Origin of the sequence: Pantoea sp. Lu_F5_004, from assembly GCF_051136245.1 — a bacterium.
Taxonomy (GTDB): Bacteria; Pseudomonadota; Gammaproteobacteria; order Enterobacterales; family Enterobacteriaceae; genus Pantoea; species Pantoea agglomerans.
The window spans coordinates 1714563-1735266 of sequence record NZ_CP194946.1; the positions used below are offsets into that span (position 1 = coordinate 1714563).

Here is a 20704-nt window from a genome sequence, read left to right on the forward strand (position 1 = left end):
AGCCTCTGAACTTTCGGTCAAAAACCTGACCGTGAGCCTCGCTGCGGGTTAAATTCTGGCGCAATCAGGGTCTGCGTGGTGTTTGAACACCCAGATACCTTGCGCAACGCGGTGGAAAAATTATAACGTAGCCGCCATTGATGGGATCTTAGGGATTAAACATGAAAAAGTGGATGCTGATTGCCGCGCTGGCACTGAGTGGCTGTGCACAAATCAACGATTATGAGAATGCGGTGCAAACACCGGCGCCCGCTGAACTGCAGGGAACCTGGCAAACCGTCGGCCCACAGAGCAGCCTGATCAGCGATAAGGCGATAGCCAGTGTGATCATCAATGCGGATGGCAGCACGCTGGACTGCCGTCAGTGGATGCGGGTGATTGCGAAGCCGGGCAAACTGACCCGGTTAAGCGGCGATTATGTCAATGTAACGCGTCAGGTGCGGGTGATGCCGCTGGTCGTGGAGAATGGCGAGCTGAGTTATGACAGGATGACTCTGCGTAAAGTGGCGCGTCCGACCGTTGAGTGTCAGCAGGCACTTGACGAGGTGGCGAAGCAGCCGAAAGCCGCGGTGATTCAGAACATCGAACCGCAACTGCTGCGCACACCGATTACAGAAAATAACGCGAAGTCGTAACAGCCGACCCATTACAAAACCGCCCCGACGGGCAGAGCGCACTTTACGCTTCTGTCTGCCGGGGCGGTTTTAGTTTTGAGTCATTTCTTCTGCAACGAGCTTATTCTGCAACCACCCAGACGCTGACACTGCCACCGTTACAGACAAAGACCGCCGTGCCGTGCTCGTCGGCAGTAATGGTCTCTTCACGGTTACCCAGATGATCGCGCCAGACCTTGCCAGCAAAACCTTCACCCATTGGCACGCTTTTCTCACCGGCATCGCCGTTCGACATGATCACCACACAGCCTGGCTGTGTTTCGGTGCCGCTGCGGCTGAAGGCCACGCAATTTGGGTGATCAAAATAGTCGGTCTGCACGCCCCAGCCATACTGCTGGCGCGCCCGGATCAATCCTTCCAGTTCAGGGATCACCGGCATCTCAATTTTGTGCTTCTCGCCGTCGCCGCCTTCATCTTCATAGGTCGCCCCGAACAGGTCGGGATAGAAGATGGTGGGCACACCCTGTTCACGCAACAGGATCAGCGCATAGGCCAGCGGTTTGAACCAGGCTTCTACCGGTGCTTCCAACGACTGCAGCGGCTGGGTGTCGTGGTTAGCCACGATCGTCACGGCATGCCACGGATCAGCGACCACCAGCGAGTTAGCAAAGATCTGGCTCATATCGTAGGCGCTGCCCGCGGTTGAGGCCTGGTGAAAGTTCATGTGCAGTGGCGCATCAAACAGCATGGTTTTGCCTTCCACCTGATGCACATACTCCTGCAGCTTCTCCGTTTCAAACGACCAGTATTCCGCGACGATAAACATCGGCTCTTCAGCAACTTCCTGAATATGATCGATCCACTCTTTGTAGAACCAGGCCGGGATATGTTTTACCGCATCGAGACGAAAGCCGGTGCAGGGCACCTGTTCCATCACCCAGCGCGCCCAGTATTTGAGCTCTTCCCTGACCGCGTTGTTGCGAAAATCGATGTTGGCACCCATCAGATAGTCGAAATTACCCAGTTCGTTATCAACCTGGTCGTTCCAGCCTTCAGCGGTGTAGTCATTGATGATTTTGAATACGCCGTTTTCGTCCGGATTTTCGATGTGGTCTACGCCGCTAAAGCATTTGTGATCCCAGACAAATTTCGAAAACTCCCCGGCGCGCGCCGGAAACGTAAATTTCGTCCAGGCCTCGCACCCGACCACCTCGTCGTAGATTTCATCGCGGTTATCGGGATTGACGCGGTTAACGCTGATCGCCTCTTTCTCGTCGGCACCCATTTTGTGGTTGAGTACCACATCCAGCAGCACTCCAACGTTGTGACTGCGCAGGGCTTCTGTTGCCGCCAGTAACTGCTGTTTGTCACCATATTTGGTGGCAACACCCCCTTTCTGATCAAATTCACCCAGGTCAAACAGATCGTAGCTGTCGTAACCGACAGAATAGCCACCCGAATCTCCTTTGTAGCACGGTGGCAACCACGCCATGGTGATACCTATTTCGCTGAGCCAGGCCGCACGATCGGCGACTTCCGGCCACAGTTTGCTGCCATCCGGGTAATACCAATGGAAAAACTGTAATAACGTTGGGTTTTGCATGTACCACACTCCAGGGGATGATGAAAATCAAGTATGGAGTAAGCGGCAAAAAAGAGATGCCGCGCAGAAAAATAAATCTGGCGGCGTGACAGAGCAGGTGATCAGGAGAGGGTTTCGTGCGGCACCATAACAACGCCGCCTTGATTGCTATAAGCGGACATCACCGATTTCTGGCGGCTGTTCTGACCCACCAGTGAGGCCAGCTCATCCATCCGCGCCTGCAGCAGACGTTTCACTTCACATTCGTTATCGAGAATACGGCGCAGCACCGGACGTAACTGCTCCTGAGTCTGTGCCGACGGCGACACGGCCTCTGTCGATTGGGCTAAGTTCTGCACCGCACTGACATACTCCATCTCCCTGCTGATCAATTCATCCCATTCGCCTTGTGCTGCATGACGCAGCATTCCCTGGCTGAGATCGAGTAACTGTTGGTAAACGGTAATCAGATGCGGTGCAGTAGTCATTAAACGGCGTCCTGAATCAGGTTAGGTTGAACCACTTCTTTCCACGCGTCAGCAATGTTGCGCAGCAGGCCTTCGACCTCCTCAACCGCTGCAACATCATTGTTCAGGTTGGCATGCAACAGGCGACGCGTCATGTAGTTGTAAAGATCCAGCAGATTATCGGCCAGCTCATCACCACGGTTTTCAGTCAGGCCCTCTTTCAGGCCGGCTTCGATAATATTGATGGCTTTGGAGATGGAGCTGCCTTTGCCTTCAATATTGCTATCCTGCATAAACAGACGGGCGCGGATTAACGCACTCAGTGCACCGTCGAACAGCATCACCACCAGCTGCTGCTGGCTGGCGCTCATCACGGCGCTTTCTACGCCAATTTTTGCATAGGCTTTGGTGCCTGTAGCGCTGTACATGGACACTCCTGTTATTTTTTAGACGAATCGGACGTGTCGAACTGCTGCGTCAGATAGGTGCTGGTCGAGTTGAGTTTACTGATGGCCATATCCAGCTGAGTAAATTGCGTTTTATAGCGTGCGATATCCGCATCAATGCGATCGCTGGTGGTGTTGTAGAGGGCGGTCAGTGTATTCAGTGTTTTACTCACGCCATCGGTGGCAGACTGAATAATCCCTTTAGTAGCCAGCCAGTCAGTCAGCTTGCTGTCGATTTTAGCGGCGATACCGGTTTTACCGTCACCTACGATCATCGCTTTCACGCCCGCAGCATCTTTATCCAGTGCGGTGCTCAGCTTGGTCGAATCCAGTTTTAATGAACCGGTCGTGGGATCGGTGGTAACACCAATCTGACTCAGTGATTTAAAGGTAGAAGTGCTCTGTGCATTGGTGAGCATGCTCTTCAGCTGCGTCTCAATCGTGCGTAACGTACTGTCACCCAGCAGGGCACCATTACTGGAGTCCTGCGCGTCGCTGTTGGTATCGACTTTGGTGAATTTGGTCAGGGTATTGAACTGATCCAGCAACGAATTGTAGGCATCCACCCAGCCGCTGATCGCGCTGGAGGCTTTTGAGGTGTCTTTGGTAATCGTCAGCGTCTGAGCGCCAGTTGTCTGCGCGGTCAGATTTAAGGTAATGCCTTCCAGCGCATCACTGATCTGGTTGCTGCTGTTCTCAATCGCAACGTTGTTAACCGTGAGCTGGGCATTCTGCGCTTTCACGCTTTCTGTCATCACATTGCTGCTGGCGCTGGCGTCAAAGCCCACAACGCCCTGCAGCGTGCTGTCGCCGGTGACGGCAATGGTTGCCACGGCATTGTCGCTGCCGGTTTTGTTGGCGCTCATAGAGAGACGGAAGCTGCCGTCTGACACCTTAATAATGGTGGCGGTGACGCCGGCATTGGCGCCGTTGATGGCGTCACGCATACCGGTCAGCGAGGTCTGATCGCTGGAAAGCGTTACGCTTTTGCTTGATCCATCTTTTAAGGTAATCGCAATGCTGCGGCTGGCCACAGAGCTGTCGCCCAGTGCGGCAGTGTTGCTGCTCTGCACCGATGAGGTCAGGACCTGCGCCTGTGCCAGCTGAGTCACATTAATCGCATATTTACCGGCCACGGTGCTGCCAGAGGTAGTGGCGCTGAATGCCGTCGAACTGCTGGCCGCGGTGGTAGAGGTAAACAGGTCTGCACTGTTCAGCTTGGTGTTTGCGGTCTGGAAAGTCGTCAGTGAGCTTTTCAGGGTGGCATAGGCACTGAGCTTGGACGTGTAAGCCGACTGCTGTTTTGAAATTGGTGTGAGTGACGCTTTTTCAGCGGTGGTCAAACTGTCAAGCATGGTACTGAGTGGCAGGCCGGAGCCCACACCGAGGTTGCTTATACTAGCCATATTAATTCCTTTATAAGGTCGACAGAGAAATTGATACCTGGGTTATCGGCCTTGAATAAGGAAAGTTTAAGGTTATTTGCCTTAGGGTAATGAGGTAAATAAGCACTATAGAGAAGGGTAATTCAGCGGCTAGAAAATTAATGAATTAAGTCTAAAGAAGTTCGGACGGCTGGCGATAACTTAAAACGTGACAGGTTGAAGCAGAAAAATTCGCCTGGTACTAAAAAAATTCTAAAGGTTGTTAAACGGCAGACGATAACAACTTTGACGGCGCTGAAGCCGGCGGGTTGAAGCCCACACCTTAACCGAAAGACTTGATTAACAGGAAAATTCATCATGGCCCAAGTCATTAATACCAACAGCCTCTCGCTGATCACTCAGAACAACATAAACAAGAACCAGTCAGCTCTGTCTACTTCAATGGAGCGTCTGTCTTCTGGTTTACGTATCAACAGCGCGAAAGATGACGCTGCTGGTCAGGCAATTGCCAACCGTTTCACCTCTAACATCAAGGGCCTGACTCAGGCTGCTCGTAACGCTAACGACGGTATCTCTGCTGCGCAGACTACTGAAGGCGCACTGTCAGAAATCAACAACAACTTACAGCGTGTTCGTGAGCTGACTGTACAGTCTCAGAACGGCACCAACTCTGATTCTGACCTGTCTTCAATCCAGGACGAAATCAAATCACGTCTGAGCGAAATCGACCGCGTATCGGGTCAGACTCAGTTCAACGGCGTGAATGTGCTGGCTAAAGACGGCGCAATGAAAATTCAGGTTGGTTCCAACGACGGTGAAACCATCTCTATCGACCTGAAGAAAATTGACTCTTCAACTCTCGGTCTGAAAGGCTTTTCAGTTGCTAAAAATACACTGGAAGTTGGTTCAGCTTTAACTGATATTGCAACAGGTACTGGTGCACCTACTGCAGTTAAACTGGATGCATCAGTTGCAACAGATTTGGGTATCACCGACACTTCAGCTGTGACCGTTCGCAATGTTAAAAAAGACGGTGTAGCAACAAGTACTTATGTTGTTCAGTCAGGTGACAAGAGTTATGCAGCTTCTGTAGCTCAGGATGGCACAGTCAAACTTAACAAAGCCGATGTTACATACGATGATGCTAAAAATGGCGTTGCTGGTGCAACCCAAACAAATCAGCTCATTCAGGTCGGTGCTGATAAAAATGGCGACGCAACTGGATTTGTTACTATTCAGGGCAAGAACTATGTAGCTACCGGTTCACTAGCGAATGCTAACGGCGCTACTAATGCAGCTGCGGCAACTAAAGTGACGATTGACGGCGGTACAGGTAACCAAGCTAAACTTCAGTTAAGTGATAATGCTGCTGGTACTGTTACTGCTACAGCAGAGTTCGCTGGCGCGGCAACCAATAACCCACTGGCACTCCTGGACAAGGCTATCGCATCTGTTGATACTTTCCGTTCAAGCCTGGGTGCTGTACAGAACCGTCTGAACTCAGCGGTAACTAACCTGAACAACACCACGACTAACCTGTCTGCTGCTCAGTCTCGTATTCAGGATGCTGACTACGCAACAGAAGTGTCAAACATGTCTAAAGCGCAGATCGTTCAGCAGGCGGGTAACTCTGTGCTGGGCAAAGCGAACCAGGTTCCACAGCAGGTTCTGTCTCTGCTGCAGGGCTAATCGCTTTCAGTCAACATTCAAAACCCTGCTTATGCAGGGTTTTTTTGCCTGCGATTAGCGCGTTGCTGTCCATGGATATGGCAGGCGCATCGTGCCGCCTTAATCTCACCTGACGCTAATAAAATTTGTCCAGAACCTTTGAATTACAAAAAAACGTCATAATTCCGCATGCGAGTGCATAAGTGATACCGGCACCACTGACATTTGAACATCCTGAGTGTTTAAATATTATCCGAAAAAACTGGTCGGCAGTACCCCAGTATGCATATAGTTCATCCAATATGATTCTTTTCGTTCAAATCCACGTACAGTTATCACCTGAACAAAATCACATTACAAATCAGCAAGATTATTAAACTGATCACCCGCAATTATTGATGTAAATTTATACATTCAACGCCTGATGATGACTTTACGCTTTCAGCCTTTATCAAATTAACGGTATGCTTACCTTCTAGAAATAAATTGTTACCTGAGGCTGGATGTCTCCATGATGAAAGCGTTTATTATCAATCTCGATTCTTCGACCGATCGCCGTGCCACTATTGCCGCGCAGTGCCTGACCGCGGGCATCCATTATGAATTTATTCGCGCAGTTAATGGCAAGCAGCTTAGTGATGAAGAGAGAGCGCAACATACGCGACCATTAAATTATGCGTTTAAAGCCGGTGAGATCGGGTGTGCGTTAAGTCATCTCTCTATTTATAGAAAAATCGTAGACGAGAAAATCCCCCAAGCGCTGATTCTTGAAGATGACGCCTTATTAACTGATCATTTGCCAGCGGTATTATCCTGCCCGGCATTAAAACTGGATGCCTGTAATCCAACACTGGTGTTGTTATCACGCGTCAATAAATATGTTAATAGCGTTGTTGCGCCTGTAACCGACAGTGCCAGTCTCTATCCGGTTTACAGCGCCACAACCTCACATGCCTATGTAATTAATCTCGAGGCTGCGAAACGGTTGCTAGCGCTTCTTTATCCGGTCTGGATGGCAGCGGACAAATGGTGCCTGTTTGAGGAATATGGCGCATTCCGTTTACTGGCCGTGCATCCCGCGCCGGTACTGCTTCATGAGGTGGCACAACAGACAACCATTCAGCAGATTAACGATGTTGAAAAGCATGACCAGCAAAAACGCGAAATCTGGGCCCGACTTATGGCGCAACGTCCGCTCAGGGTCAGAATCCGTCAGCGCTATCGCCGCGCCGTCGTACCACTTTTACATGAGATCGTGGATGTCAAAGCCACTTTAGAGTAGTCATAAAATCCGCCGCGCACCGTGCGCATTGTGGACTCACCAGAAGAAAGCTGGCTTCGACAGTGCGCTTACACCCCCGTAATAGCTACCTTCAGGGTTTGATTTCCACAGACGTGATGGTGAACTGAACGACAGCTCACGTATCCACCCCCAGCCCGGTTACAGTTCCCCCCCAGACTGCCGATAACTCCTCACAGAACAACATCATTTTTGATTTTAACTTTGTGGAGTGTCTATGCGCTTCAATTATGACCTGTTACCGGGTGAGCGGCTGACCTTTGAAGAGATCGCCCGGCGTTATGCTCTGCAATACCCTGATGATAAAGAGCTGACGGCGCGCGCCTTGCTGAGTCCGTCAACCGGACTGCGCACGCTGAAAATCCGCGCGGTGTTCGCGCAGGAAGAGAGCAACAGTCCGCTGGAGGATCTGCTGTTCATCTCCCATGACAACGAACGTAAAAATTACCTGCGTCGCTTTGAGCACTACCTTAAGCAGAATCTCTCCTTCCTCTATTTCCGTCGCAGCGATAGCGAGAAGCGCGACAACCTGTGGAAAGTGATGGGCAGCAGCCAGGTCTTCGCGATGATCGATCCGCAATCCGCCACGGCACAGAATCTGCTGAACAGTCGCGGCTATAAACTGGTCCTGATGCATCAGGATGATGAAGACGCTTACTGGCAGCTTTTCAATCCACAGGCGGATCCCTGTTTTCCGCAGTCGCAGCGCATTCAGTTCATCGTGGTGCTGAGTACGCCGCAGCATAAAGTCCCGGCGGCAGTGATGCCGGGAACTGAGGTCGGGCGTCGTGTCAAAGCCCGGGTGCTGCAGCGCGCCAGCCAGGCGGAATTCAGCGCCGGTGTCAAAGCCCGCTACGGCGCCTGTGTGATGACCGGCACCGAGCTGACCGAACGGCATAACTGGCCGTGGGTGGAAGCCTGTCATATCGACACGCAGGAAGGGGATGACGGTGTACTGGCAGATAACAGCATCGATAACGGCCTGTTTTTACGCAGTGATTTGCAGCGGCTGTTTATTAATCGACTGATTAGCATTGATGGTGAATCGGGCGAGATTCTGGTGCATCCTGGCGAGGAGGCGCAGCAGCATCTTGCGCCCTGGTATCAGGAACTGGAAGGTCGCGTCTGCAGCCTGTGGGCTGCAGTGCCGTCCGCCACCCGGCAACGTCTGCGCGCCCGTCGTTAATCCCTGCTGAAGAGTGCAGAAGGATCTGCACTCTGACGTAACAAAAATGAAATAGCCTCGTTTTACCCCGCCTATTCAGCCAATCGAAAACGCTACAGAATTGGATAATCATGCCGATAACTTCATTAACGCAGGGTAGTCAACGTGAACGATTTCTATACCGCCGAAGGCGTGATGGACAAGCATTCGCTCTGGCAGCGCTACGTGCCGCTGGTGCGCCATGAAGCGTTGCGTCTGCAGGTTCGCCTGCCGGCCAGTGTTGAGCTTGACGACTTGCTGCAGGCGGGTGGGATAGGGCTGTTAAATGCCGTAGAGCGTTATGACGCGCTCCAGGGTACAGCCTTTACCACCTATGCCGTGCAGCGTATTCGTGGCGCCATGCTCGACGAGCTTCGTAGTCGGGACTGGGCACCGCGCAGTGTGCGTCGTAATGCACGCGAGGTGGCCGGAGCAATGCACAGAGTGGAACAGTCGCTGGGGCGTTCTGCCTCTGAGCAGGAAGTGGCGCAGCAGCTGAATGTTTCCATGGAGGAGTACCGGCAGATCCTGCTGGACACCAACAACAGTCAACTTTTCTCCTACGACGAGTATCGGGAAGAGCACGGCGACAGCGCGGAGCTGGTGACGGAAGGCCATGAAGAGGCTAATCCGCTTCATCAGTTGCTTGAAGGGAGTCTGCGTGAGCGCGTCATTGAAGCGATCGAAGCGTTACCCGATCGTGAAAAGATGGTGCTGACACTGTACTACCAGGAAGAACTGAACCTGAAAGAGATTGGGGCGGTGCTTGATGTGGGTGAATCCCGTGTCAGCCAGCTGCACAGTCAGGCGATTAAACGCCTGCGTGCCCGACTTGCGGGAGCGCGCTAGCAGTATCAGTTCCTGGCGATTCAAAATTATAAAAAACCGGGGACTCAGTAATGGGAGCCAAGACCAAGGCCAGACCGTTAAGTCGTTATCTTAAAGACTATAAACACAGCCAGAGCAACTGTTCACACTGTGGCAAGGTATTAGATCGAATGGCGCTCGTTTTTCGTGGCCAGATCATCAATAAAGAGGCCATCGCTCGGATGGACCAGATGATTGATGAGCAGCTGTGGCAGAAACTTCAGCCCGAACTGACCGCGCTTTGTCGTTTTTGCAGTGATATTTTTTGTAATACCCATCCTAATTACTTCGACATAATGGCGTTTAAACAGTATCTGTTTGAACAGACAGAGATGAGCCCCAGCACGATTCGTGAATATGTGGTGCGGCTGCGTCGTCTGGATGAGATGCTGAAAGCCAGAAATTTCCCGGCCGACAGGCTTCAGGGAAATAGCTGGCATCAGTGTCTGGAAAGCGATCTGCCCGATGCCGGTAATAACAATTATCGCATCGCGCTGCGCAAGTACGATCAGTTCTTAGGCTGGCAGCAGGGTTAACCCTGATCTGCACCGATTGCTCCCCCGCGTGCCTGCGGCACGTTCCCCTTTTGCCCGCCAGCCGGGTAAAAGGGAAGGGGGAGCACGGCGCTTCTTTCTCCTGCAACTTTCACTACACATCTGTCTCACCGCATCTGCTGACACCTGAATCAGGGTGATCCTTTTCGCATCTTCTGCAACACTGTAAGGATAAATTGAATGCCCGAACGGAGGCAGCATTGTCTTTACATCTGTTACACCAATTCCCGCGTCTTGAACTGCTGGGCGCACCCACGCCGTTAGAACATCTGCCACGGCTCTCAGACTATCTGGGTCGCGATATTTTCATCAAACGCGATGATTTCACGCCTGTGGCGATGGGCGGTAATAAGCTGCGCAAGCTGGAATTTCTGGCGGCGGACGCGCTGCGTGAAGGCGCCGATGTGCTGCTGACCGCGGGCGCAATCCAGTCTAATCATGTGCGTCAGACGGCGGCAGTCGCGGCCCGGCTTGGCCTGAAGTGCGTGGCATTGCTGGAAAACCCGATTGGCACCCACGCAGAAAACTACCTGAGCAACGGCAACCGTCTGTTGCTGGATCTGATGGACGTTGAAGTGGTCATGGTGGATGCGCTGAATAACCCTGCGGAACAGCTGGCTGAACAGGCCGCGCGTCTGGAAGCTCAGGGTTTCCGCCCTTACATCGTGCCGGTCGGCGGCTCAAATGCGCTGGGTGCACTAGGCTATGTAGAGTGCGCGCAGGAGATTGCTCATCAGAGCGAAGGTGTGGTCGATTTCGCCGCCGTGGTCGTGGCCTCGGGCAGTGCCGGCACCCATGCCGGACTGGCGGTGGGTCTGGAGCATCTGCTGCCGGAGACCGAGCTGGTGGGCGTCACCGTTTCACGCCAGGTTGAGGCGCAGTTGCCGCTGGTGGCGCGGCTGCGTCAGTCGCTGGCGGAAACACTGGAAGTGCAGGCTAAGGCACCGATTACCCTGTGGGATGATTACTTTGCGCCACGCTACGGCGAACCTAATGATGAAGGCATGGCTGCGGTGAAACTGCTGGCGCGGCTGGAAGGGATCCTGCTGGACCCGGTCTATACCGGCAAGGCGATGGCCGGACTGCTGGATGGCGTGAGCCAGAATCGTTTCCGCCGTGAAGGTCCGTTGCTGTTTATTCATACGGGCGGCGCACCGGCGTTATTTGCTTATCATCCTTCGGTCTGAGACAAGCGAATAAAACAGTTTATACTCCGTGGGTTATCCTTCCGGACTGGCAGCGACAAGCCGTGCTGCCCTTATAAAAACACACACACAATACTGTCAATAATGGGGTGAATATGTCCTTTTCTCGTGCAGGTCGTCAGATGGTGATGGGCGTCATGGCCGTGGCGCTGATTGCTGGCGTCAACGTTAAAACCTTTGCTGCGGAAAATCTGCTGAACAAAATTAAAGAGCGCGGCACGCTGCTGGTGGGTCTGGAAGGCACCTATCCGCCATTCAGTTTCCAGGATGAAAAGGGCAAGCTGACCGGCTTTGAAGTGGAATTCGCGGAACAGCTGGCACAGCACATGGGCGTCAAGGCGAGCCTGAAACCGACCAAATGGGACGGCATGCTGGCCTCACTCGACGCGAAGCGCATTGATGTGGTCATCAACCAGGTCACCATCTCTGATGAGCGTAAGAAGAAGTATGACTTCTCCACGCCATACACGGTCTCCGGTATTCAGGCGCTGACCATGAAAGCCAATGCGAACACCATCACCAAACCTGCTGATCTTGCCGGTAAAAAGGTGGGCGTCGGTCTGGGCACCAACTACGAGCAGTGGCTGCGTGAGAATGTGAAGGGCGTGGACATCCGTACCTATGATGATGACCCGACGAAATATCAGGATCTGCGCTCTGGCCGTCTGAATGCCATTCTGGTTGACCGTCTGGCTGCGCTGGATCTGGTGAAGAAAACGGGCAATACCATGGCGGTCGCGGGTGATGCGTTCTCCCGTCAGGAATCGGGCGTGGCGGTACGTAAAGGCAACGACGACCTGCTGAAAGCGATCGACCAGGCTATTGCTGACATGCAGAAAGATGGCTCGCTGAGCAAGCTGTCTCAGAAATGGTTTGGCGCGGACGTGACGAAATAATGCAGGAAAGTCTTCAACTGGTGCTGGATTCAGCACCTTTTTTATTAAAAGGCGCGCTGTTTACGCTGCAGCTCAGCATCGGCGGCATGTTCTTTGGCCTGCTGCTGGGCTTTATTCTGGCGCTGATGCGTCTGTCGCGCTTCTGGCCGGTTCGCTGGCTGGCGCGGATCTATGTCTCGATCTTTCGTGGCACGCCGCTGATCGCCCAGCTGTTTATGATCTATTACGGCCTGCCGCAGTTTGGCATTGAGCTGGATCCGATCCCCTCCGCGATGATTGGTCTTTCCCTGAATACGGCGGCTTATGCCTCAGAGTCACTGCGCGGCGCGATTTCATCGATTGAGCGCGGGCAGTGGGAAGCGGCGGCAAGTATCGGCATGACGCGCTGGCAAACCCTGCGCCGGGTGATCCTGCCCCAGGCTGCCCGCACGGCGCTGCCCCCGCTGGGCAACAGCTTTATCAGCCTGGTGAAAGATACCTCGCTGGCGGCGACCATTCAGGTGCCGGAGCTGTTCCGTCAGGCGCAGTTGATCACCTCACGCACGCTTGAAGTCTTTACTATGTATCTGGCAGCGTCGCTGATCTACTGGGTGATGGCAACGGTGTTATCTGCGTTGCAGAACCGGCTGGAACAGCATGTTAATCGTCAGGATTCGGAGTCGAAATGAGCGCCATCGAAGTCAGAAAGCTGGTGAAGTCTTTTAACGGCCAGACGGTGCTGCACGACATCGACCTTGATGTGGCCGCCGGTGAAGTGGTGGCCATAATCGGCCCCAGCGGATCAGGTAAAACCACGCTGCTGCGCAGTATCAATCTGCTGGAAGTGCCGGATAGCGGCACCATCCGGGTCGGGGAGATTACCGTTGATGCGGCGCTGGCACAGAGTAAGCAGAAAGAGCAGGTGCGTTGTCTGCGTCAGCAGGTCGGGTTTGTCTTTCAGAACTTTAATCTGTTTCCGCATCGTTCAGTGATGGAGAACATTATTGAAGGGCCGGTTATCGTTAAAGGCGAAGCGAAAGCGGATGCGGTAGCCCGCGCCCGCACGCTGCTGGAGAAGGTCGGGCTGCACGGCAAAGAAGAGAGCTATCCGCGCCGTCTGTCGGGCGGGCAGCAACAGCGCGTGGCGATTGCGCGTGCGCTGGCGATGCGGCCGGAAGTGATCCTGTTCGATGAACCGACCTCGGCGCTGGATCCGGAGCTGGTGGGTGAGGTGCTCAGCACCATTCGCGCGCTGGCCGAAGAGAAACGCACCATGGTCATCGTCACGCATGAGATGAGCTTTGCCCGTGATGTGGCTGACCGCGCCATTTTTATGGATCAGGGACGGATTGTGGAGCAGGGCGAAGCGAAAGCGTTGTTCAGTAACCCTCAGCAGCCGCGTACCCGGCAGTTCCTTGATAAATTTCTGAATCAGTAATCCACACTGCCTTCCCCGGAAGGCAGTTTTAACCCATTTAAAACCCTCATTTTTTAAGCTGCCACTGGCCAGGGTCACGCTATTAGCAGGCGCAATATCATAAATAACTCTGCCGCTGTTAAACCTTTTGGCACATCTGACAAATCTTTTCTTTTCATCGGGGATATATTGGCTTTTCCCGTTGCCACTTTCTCTTAATTATATTTTCTGAATTATGAAGCAATATTATCCTTTAAGCAGGCTGCGACGCTGCTAATTAGCGCATTGCGTCGATATTAATAAGTGTAAGGAAACGTTCTGCTAAGTAAATAACTGTGGTAACAGGGCCACCCGGCGGCTTTTAAGAGTTTCGCTACATTCATCACCGGTTCAATGGCGAATAATTGCCGGATAATCATAAAAGCAATACTGATTTCCTCGCTTTTACTTTCCAGCATTCTGACCTACACAGCAGGAGTCATTGAATGAACCAGACTAAGTCAGATCAGATATTGTGGGTCGATACCCTTAAGGGCGCCTGCATATTACTGGTGGTCCTGTACCACACGGTTTTACCCGGCTTTGAAGGGACGATGAAATATCTCTCTGCCGGATGGATCCCCGCCGAAATATGGATACAGTTTAATACGGTACTGTCGCCGCTGCGTATGCCCGCCTTTTTCTTTGTCTCAGGATTACTGGCGACCAATGGCATTCTGAACCGGCCCTGGAAGCAGGTGTTTACCAGTCGCATCACCAATCTTTTTTATCTCTATATTCTGTGGGGATTTATTCAGTGGTGGTCAATTATCGGTATCTCCACTGAAATTACCGGTCAGCGTATTTCGCAGAATCTTAATGCCGCCTATGCGGGTTCGCTATTCGAGTTTCTCAAGCTGACCTTTATGGCCATGAGTACCTCGTGGTATCTGTATGGGCTGGGACTCTATTTCCTCTGTGCCAAAGTTTTCCGTCAATATAAGCTGGCCCTGGTGGCGGTGGCGATCCTGCTGAATTATCTGGCGGCAGAAAAAGTGATCCCGTTTTGGGGACCACAGAGCCTGGCCCAATATTTTGTGTTCTTCCTGTTAGGGGCATTCTGGAGCCAGACGATGCTGCGCCTGAGTGAATGGCGGCGGGAGAATCTGATGCCCTGGGCGCTACTGGCAGCAGCCGCCGGGATTCATGTGCTATTCGGTCTGGATAAGAGTCTGTTCCTGTGTGTACTGGCGGTGTTATTCAGTATCGCGGCCTGTCGCTGGCTGAATCAGCACTTCAGCATGCGTTATCTCAACTGGGTTGGCCGCAATACGCTGCAGATTTACGTTATCCACCGTATCTTTATCGAGTTTTTTGGTATGTCTGCGATTCTGTTCGCGCAGCGGCATCATCTGTTCGGGCAGGCGTGGTTTTCGTTTCTCTGGGCCTGTTTCTATCCGGTGGCCATTGTGGGTCTCTGCTCGCTCTGTTCAGTGGCAATCTGGTCGCTGACCAATCGCGGAGTCGGGCAGTCGCTGTTTGTGTTCCCGACGTTAATGAAAAGGGCGCCTGGCGGCGCGAGCAGTGGGTAAGTTACGCCTGGCAGCGGGGAAGTTACGCTTTGCAGCGGGCTTGCACTGAGCGGGTTACGCCCGCCCAGGCGATGGGGAGTTTCAGATTGCCTGTGCAGGCGGACGCGTCAAGGGGCGGACGCCCGCCCCTTAACAATCCCGGCGTCCGGCTGCCTGCGCGCCCCGCTGTGCGGGGTACCTTCGTCACGCCCTGCGGCCGACGGACCGTCCGGACTCGCCATCCCTGGCTCGTGCCGTCCTTTCGCCGACGTCCTGTCGGCTCATCCTGGCCTGCGGTTGTTCCTCAGCGCTCCGGACGCCTCTGGCAAACCCCTGCCGGTGGGTTTGTTACCCGGACGGGCAGGGCTCAGGCCGCTGAAGGAGGGAAAGATTCATAAGGTTTCGCTTTGCAGCAGGCTGACGCTGAGCGGGTTACGCCCGCCAGGCGATGGGGAGTTTCAGATTGCCTGTGCAGGCGGACGCGTCAAGGGGCGGACGCCCGCCCCTTAACAATCCCGGCGTCCGGCTGCCTGCGCGCCCCGCTGTGCGGGGTGCCTTCGTCACGCCCTGCGGCCGACGGACCGTCCGGACTCGCCATCCCTGGCTCGTGCCGTCCTTTCGCCGACTTCCTGTCGGCTCATCCTGGCCTGCGGTTGTTCCTCAGCGCTTCGGACGCCTCTGGCAAACTCCCGCCTGTGATTTCTTTATGTTTTTTTGGTGCTGAGTTGTCTGATGGTCTGAAAGCCAGTCTCAATTCCTGAAGTTCACCGCAACAATCTTAGTTACCTGAAAACGAGATAACAGCGGGTAGGTTTGAATGCCATTCTGTTTGCTGAGCCGAAATTCAGAGGCAATCCCAAAAAACCACAGCGATAAAGCACTCAACATAAAAAGCAGAGATAACAGCGGGCGGGTTGAATGCCATTCTGTCTGCTGAGCCAAAAGTCAGAGGCAATTCCCAAACTCACAGCGACAGCGAGCCCAACATTAAAAGAAAAGATAACAGCGAGGGAGTGGGGAGGCCGTCAGAACCGCTGAGCGGATGAGGGATTTCAGGACGAGCGACAGGGATGTCGCGAAGAGGCGGGTTCGCGCCATGGATGGCGCGTCCCGCCGGTCCGTGAGAAATCCTGAAGTAGCGAAGGAACCGCGAAGCGGCGGTGAAGCAGGCCAGAGCCCGGGGTCAAGGGGGCGCGGCGACGGGCGCCCCCTTGTCGGTCGCCTGCAGAGGCGAATCTGAAACTGCCTGGCTTATCAGGCGAACGAAACCTTCTCATAGCCCATTCGCGCAGCGAACAACTCCAGCCTTAGCACAGCACCCCAGCCCGTTCGCGCAGCGAACAATCCCTGCGAACGCCCCTTACCCTATGGTCATCAGGCTCGCATTACCGCCTGCCGCAGCGGTATTCACACTCAGCGAACGCTCAATCAGCAGACGCTCCAGCAGCAGATTGGTCTCGCCGCGGGCAAAGCCCTGCACCGAGACAATCGCGCCTTCACGTGCGGCAATCTGTTCACACAGGGTACGCAGCTGATCGGCATCACCGTGATAGATCACCGCATCAAACTCTGCCGCTAACGGATCACGCGCCAGCGTGATGCGCGCTTTCACTGCGTCCGGCAGCGAAGCCAGCAGGGCGCGATGCAGCTCATCATCCTGCCACAGTGCTTTACTGCCGACGCTGGTCACCGCGGCCAGCTGGATTAACGCATCCTGCTCGTTATCAGCCAGACAGAGCACCTGATCACGCGGCAACAGCGAGAAGGTATTGCGCTCGCCTGTCGGGCCTGGCAGCAGACGGACAACGCCCGCCTGGGCCAGATCACCATAGTGCTGGCAGAGTTCAGCCAGTTCAGGCTTATCCTTAGCCCAGTTGCTGAGTGCCTGATGCGGTGCCAGCAGTGACTGACGCAGCGTGCTGTCCGCCGGGCGTTCTGCATCCTGACGATCAAAAGTCAGACGCAGCGCACTATCCGGACGATGCGCCAGCAAGCGGTAAAGATAGAGCGGACCGCCCGCTTTCGGACCGGTGCCGGATAAGCCCTCGCCACCAAACGGCTGTACGCCGACCACCGCGCCCACCATATTGCGGTTGACATAGAGATTGCCGACTCGGGCGTTCGCCGTAACCTGTGCAATCGTTTCGTCGATGCGGGTATGTACGCCCAGCGTCAGGCCATAGCCGGATGCATTGATCTGCTCAACCAGCTGCGGCAGGTTAGTACGGGTGAAACGCACCACATGCAGTACCGGCCCAAAAATCTCTTTATCCAGATCGCTGACCTGACCCAGCTCAATCAGTGTCGGTTTAACAAAGGTGCCGCTATTCCACTCTTTGCTGTCCTGCGGGTTATCCTGCACCGCCTGATAGACCGTGAAGCCTTTATTACGCATCGCCTGAATATGGCGATCGATATTGGCTTTCGCTTCGGCATCAATGACCGGACCGATGTCGGTCGAGAAGCGTTCCGGATTGCCCATGCGGCATTCCGCCATCGCGCCGCGCAGCATCTTCAGGGTATGGTCGGCGACATCTTCCTGAATGCAGAGCAGACGCAGGGCAGAACAGCGCTGTCCGGCACTGTCGAAGGCAGAGGCGACGATATCGATCACCACCTGCTCAGTCAGCGCAGAAGAGTCGACGATCATCGCATTCATCCCGCCGGTCTCAGCAATCAGCGGTACAGGACGACCGTGCTGGTCAAGGCGACCCGCCAGATTACGCTGCAGCAGTGTCGCCACCGCAGTTGAACCGGTAAACATCACGCCACGTACCCGAACGTCACCGGTCAGCTGTGCACCAACGGTTTCACCCTGACCTGGCAGCAGTTGCAGCACGCCAGGCGGCACACCCGCATCCAGCAGGATCTGAACCGCCTGTGCGGCAATCAGCGGTGTCTGCTCGGCCGGTTTGGCCAGCACGCTGTTGCCCGCTGCCAGTGCAGCCGCAATCTGACCGGTAAAGATTGCCAGCGGGAAGTTCCATGGACTGATGCAGACCACCGGGCCCAGCGGACGATGGGTTTCGTTGTCGAAATCGTCACGCACCATTCCGGCGTAGTAATAGAGGAAATCAACCGCTTCGCGCACTTCCGCGATGGCGTTGTTGTAGGTTTTGCCCGCTTCACGCACCAGGATGCCGAGCAGCTGCTGCATCTGGCCTTCCATGATCTGTGCGGCGCGTTCCAGAATGGCGGCACGCTCCTGCGGCGGTGTTGCAAACCAAATCGGCCCACTGTTCACCGCGGCATCCAGCGCCAGAGAAACTTCCTGCTCTGTGGCTTCACGGACCTGACCTACACGGTCGCCAGGCGCTGCCGGGTTCAGAATGTCGCGCAACTCGCCAGCACCCGCTTCACCGTCGATCATCGGCTCGGCCAGGCAGGGCTGTACGGCGCTGCTCAGCAGGGCGCTGGAGAGTGAGGCAAGACGGTGTTCGTTGGCCATATCCAGACCCGCAGAGTTGACGCGGTTATCGCCATACAGATCGCGCGGCAGGGGGATTTTCGGATGTGGCAGACCAATGGCACCTTCGCTGGCACCCAGCTTCTCCACCGCGCTCACCGGATCGGCCACCAGTTCATCAATCGGCAGCGAGGTATCGGCAATGCGGTTAACAAAGGAGGTGTTGGCCCCGTTTTCTAACAGGCGGCGCACCAGATAGGCCAGCAGGGTTTCATGGGTACCGACCGGCGCATAGATACGGCAGGGGCGGTTAAGTTTGCCGTCCGCCACTTTGCCCACCACCTGCTCATAGAGCGGTTCGCCCATGCCGTGCAGGCACTGGAACTCATACTGACCGGGATAGTAGTTGTTGCCCGCCAGCTGATAAATCGCCGCCAGGGTGTGGGCGTTGTGGGTGGCGAACTGCGGATAGATCAGGCTTGGCACGGCCAGCAGTTTGCGGGCACAGGCCAGATAAGAGATATCGGTGTAAACCTTGCGGGTGTAGACCGGATAGCCTTCCAGACCTTCCATCTGGGCGCGCTTGATTTCGCTGTCCCAGTACGCGCCTTTCACCAGACGAATCATCAGGCGACGGCGGCTGCGCTGCGCCAGATCGATCAGCTCATCAATCACAAACGGACAGCGTTTCATGTAGGCCTGAATCACGAAACCGATGCCGTTCCAGCCTTCCAGCTCTGGCTCGAAACAGAGTTTCTCCAGTAAATCCAGCGACAGTTCCAGCCGGTCCGCCTCTTCTGCATCGATGTTGATGCCGATGTCATAGGAGCGGGCCAGCAGCGTCAGCGATTTCAGAATAGGGTAGAGCTCTTCCATCACGCGCTCATATTGCGCGCGGCTGTAGCGGGGATGCAGTGCTGAGAGCTTGATAGAGATGCCGGGACCTTCATAGATGCCGCGACCATTCGACGCTTTACCAATGGCATGGATCGCCTGCTGATAAGAGAGCAGATAGGCTTTGGCATCGCCTGCGGTCAGGGCCGCTTCGCCCAGCATGTCATAGGAGTAGCGGAAGCCTTTCTCTTCCAGCTTGCGGGCGTTAGCCAGCGCTTCGGCAATGGTTTCACCGGTGACGAACTGCTCGCCCATCAGACGCATCGCCATATCCACGCCTTTGCGGATCAGCGGTTCGCCACCCTTACCGATAATGCGGTTAAGCGAGCTTGAGAGATTCGACTCGTTGTGGGTCGAGACCAGACGGCCGGTGAACAGCAGGCCCCAGGTCGCCGCGTTGACAAACAGTGACGGGCTGCGTCCCAGATGTGACTGCCAGTTGCCGTTGCTGATCTTGTCGCGGATCAGCGCATCGCGCGTTGGCTTGTCGGGAATACGCAGTAGCGCTTCAGCCAGACACATCAGCGCCACACCTTCATGGGAGGAGAGTGAGAACTCCTGCAGCAGGCTCTGCACCATGCCAGCGCGTCCGGTTGCCCCTTTCTGGTGCCGCAGCTTGTCGGCGAGCTGGTAAGCCAGCTGATGGGTTTTCTCTGCCAGCGCCGCCGGTAAACGTGCCTGTTCCAGCATCATTGGCACCGCATCGGTCTCCGGACGACGCCATGCGGCGGTCACCGCTGAACGGGTCACGGACTGAGGTAAAATCTGCTCTGCAAAATCAAGGAACGGCTGGTGCGTCTCCTCTGGCTGGGTGTCGTCGGACTCCGCGGCCGCCTGAGCAGAAAGCGGGATCTCCGGCACGGTATCGCCGGTTTCCAGCTGGCCCAGGTAGTTAAAGATCGCCTGTTTAATCAGCCAGTGCGGCGTGCGATCGATGCGCTGCGCAGCCAGTTTGATGCGCTCGCGTGTCGCGTCATCCAGTTTTACACCCATGGTGGTTGTAGCCATGACTCCAGAGCTCCTTGATAGTGGTTCGATACGGCGTTGGCTGCACTATCACTTAAGTTGCAACTTTGTGCAACCGTGTTAAATGTGAGCCAGTTAACACCCTTTTAACGTCGACGATTGTTAAATCCCGCAATGCGGCACGGATATTGCTGCAAGATCCTCGCCAGGCTGGCAGACCCGATGAAAAGCGGGTTTCAGGCAGGTAATACGATGGTGCAACCGGATAACTGTGAGCGAGTGCAACCTATGAGCACGTTTTCAC

Annotated in this window: 16 protein-coding genes; 11 read left to right on the plus strand and 5 right to left on the minus strand. The window is 54.7% G+C overall.

Annotated features, from left to right (window positions below; all coding sequences use genetic code 11):
* Window positions 1-161: 161 nt before the first annotated feature.
* On the plus strand, window positions 162-635 hold the full coding sequence (gene yedD / locus ACR8BN_RS07900) for a lipoprotein YedD (protein WP_039388770.1): 474 nt from the start codon (window positions 162-164) through the stop codon (window positions 633-635).
* A 100-nt stretch (window positions 636-735) separates the two neighbouring features.
* Here the strand turns inward: yedD and amyA are convergent, their stop codons facing one another.
* The 4 genes from amyA to fliD all read right to left on the minus strand — a co-directional run bounded on the left by amyA (window position 736) and on the right by fliD (window position 4515).
* Window positions 736-2217, minus strand: a complete 1482-nt coding sequence (amyA, locus tag ACR8BN_RS07905) for an alpha-amylase (RefSeq protein WP_425011973.1) — start codon at window positions 2215-2217, stop codon at window positions 736-738.
* 101 nt (window positions 2218-2318) lie between these two features.
* A complete protein-coding gene (fliT, locus tag ACR8BN_RS07910; RefSeq protein WP_010247612.1) occupies window positions 2319-2684 on the minus strand; it encodes a flagella biosynthesis regulatory protein FliT in 366 nt (121 codons plus the stop codon).
* On the minus strand, window positions 2684-3091 hold the full coding sequence (gene fliS, locus ACR8BN_RS07915) for a flagellar export chaperone FliS (RefSeq protein ID WP_039388762.1): 408 nt from the start codon (window positions 3089-3091) through the stop codon (window positions 2684-2686). The genes fliT and fliS overlap by 1 nt, the downstream gene beginning before the upstream one ends.
* Before the next feature lie 11 nt (window positions 3092-3102).
* Window positions 3103-4515: a flagellar filament capping protein FliD gene (fliD, locus tag ACR8BN_RS07920; RefSeq protein ID WP_134160628.1), complete on the minus strand. Its 1413-nt coding sequence runs from the start codon at window positions 4513-4515 to the stop codon at window positions 3103-3105.
* Between the two features lie 336 nt (window positions 4516-4851).
* Between fliD and ACR8BN_RS07925 the strand changes: the two genes are divergently transcribed.
* The 10 genes from ACR8BN_RS07925 to ACR8BN_RS07970 all read left to right on the plus strand — a co-directional run bounded on the left by ACR8BN_RS07925 (window position 4852) and on the right by ACR8BN_RS07970 (window position 15155).
* Window positions 4852-6183, plus strand: a complete 1332-nt coding sequence (locus ACR8BN_RS07925) for a FliC/FljB family flagellin (RefSeq protein ID WP_434747493.1) — start codon at window positions 4852-4854, stop codon at window positions 6181-6183.
* 490 nt (window positions 6184-6673) lie between these two features.
* Window positions 6674-7444: a glycosyltransferase family 25 protein gene (locus tag ACR8BN_RS07930; protein WP_228379744.1), complete on the plus strand. Its 771-nt coding sequence runs from the start codon at window positions 6674-6676 to the stop codon at window positions 7442-7444.
* Window positions 7445-7679: 235 nt separating this feature from the next.
* A complete protein-coding gene (locus ACR8BN_RS07935; RefSeq protein WP_434747494.1) occupies window positions 7680-8648 on the plus strand; it encodes an HNH endonuclease signature motif containing protein in 969 nt (322 codons plus the stop codon).
* Window positions 8649-8792: 144 nt separating this feature from the next.
* Entirely contained in the window at window positions 8793-9515 is a 723-nt protein-coding gene (locus tag ACR8BN_RS07940; RefSeq protein ID WP_003854529.1) for an RNA polymerase sigma factor FliA, read from the plus strand.
* 50 nt (window positions 9516-9565) lie between these two features.
* Window positions 9566-10069: a flagella biosynthesis regulatory protein FliZ gene (gene fliZ / locus ACR8BN_RS07945; RefSeq protein WP_434747495.1), complete on the plus strand. Its 504-nt coding sequence runs from the start codon at window positions 9566-9568 to the stop codon at window positions 10067-10069.
* 218 nt (window positions 10070-10287) lie between these two features.
* Window positions 10288-11274 carry a D-cysteine desulfhydrase gene (locus ACR8BN_RS07950; protein ID WP_434747496.1) on the plus strand — a complete coding sequence of 329 codons (987 nt, stop codon included), beginning with the start codon at window positions 10288-10290 and terminating at the stop codon, window positions 11272-11274.
* Between the two features lie 113 nt (window positions 11275-11387).
* Window positions 11388-12188 carry a cystine ABC transporter substrate-binding protein gene (gene tcyJ / locus ACR8BN_RS07955; protein WP_033787602.1) on the plus strand — a complete coding sequence of 267 codons (801 nt, stop codon included), beginning with the start codon at window positions 11388-11390 and terminating at the stop codon, window positions 12186-12188.
* Window positions 12188-12856, plus strand: coding sequence for a cystine ABC transporter permease (gene tcyL / locus ACR8BN_RS07960; RefSeq protein ID WP_003854540.1), 669 nt, complete (start codon window positions 12188-12190; stop codon window positions 12854-12856). Before tcyJ ends, tcyL begins: the two co-directional genes overlap by 1 nt.
* Window positions 12853-13605, plus strand: a complete 753-nt coding sequence (gene tcyN / locus ACR8BN_RS07965) for an L-cystine ABC transporter ATP-binding protein TcyN (RefSeq protein ID WP_434747497.1) — start codon at window positions 12853-12855, stop codon at window positions 13603-13605. The genes tcyL and tcyN overlap by 4 nt, the downstream gene beginning before the upstream one ends.
* A gap of 464 nt (window positions 13606-14069) precedes the next feature.
* Window positions 14070-15155 (plus strand): acyltransferase family protein, encoded by a 1086-nt coding sequence (locus tag ACR8BN_RS07970; protein WP_069026438.1) that lies wholly within the window; start codon window positions 14070-14072, stop codon window positions 15153-15155.
* A gap of 1339 nt (window positions 15156-16494) precedes the next feature.
* Here the strand turns inward: ACR8BN_RS07970 and putA are convergent.
* Complete coding sequence (gene putA / locus ACR8BN_RS07975; RefSeq protein WP_434747498.1) at window positions 16495-20442, minus strand: trifunctional transcriptional regulator/proline dehydrogenase/L-glutamate gamma-semialdehyde dehydrogenase; 3948 nt, start codon at window positions 20440-20442, stop codon at window positions 16495-16497.
* Between the last annotated feature and the right edge of the window lie 262 nt (window positions 20443-20704).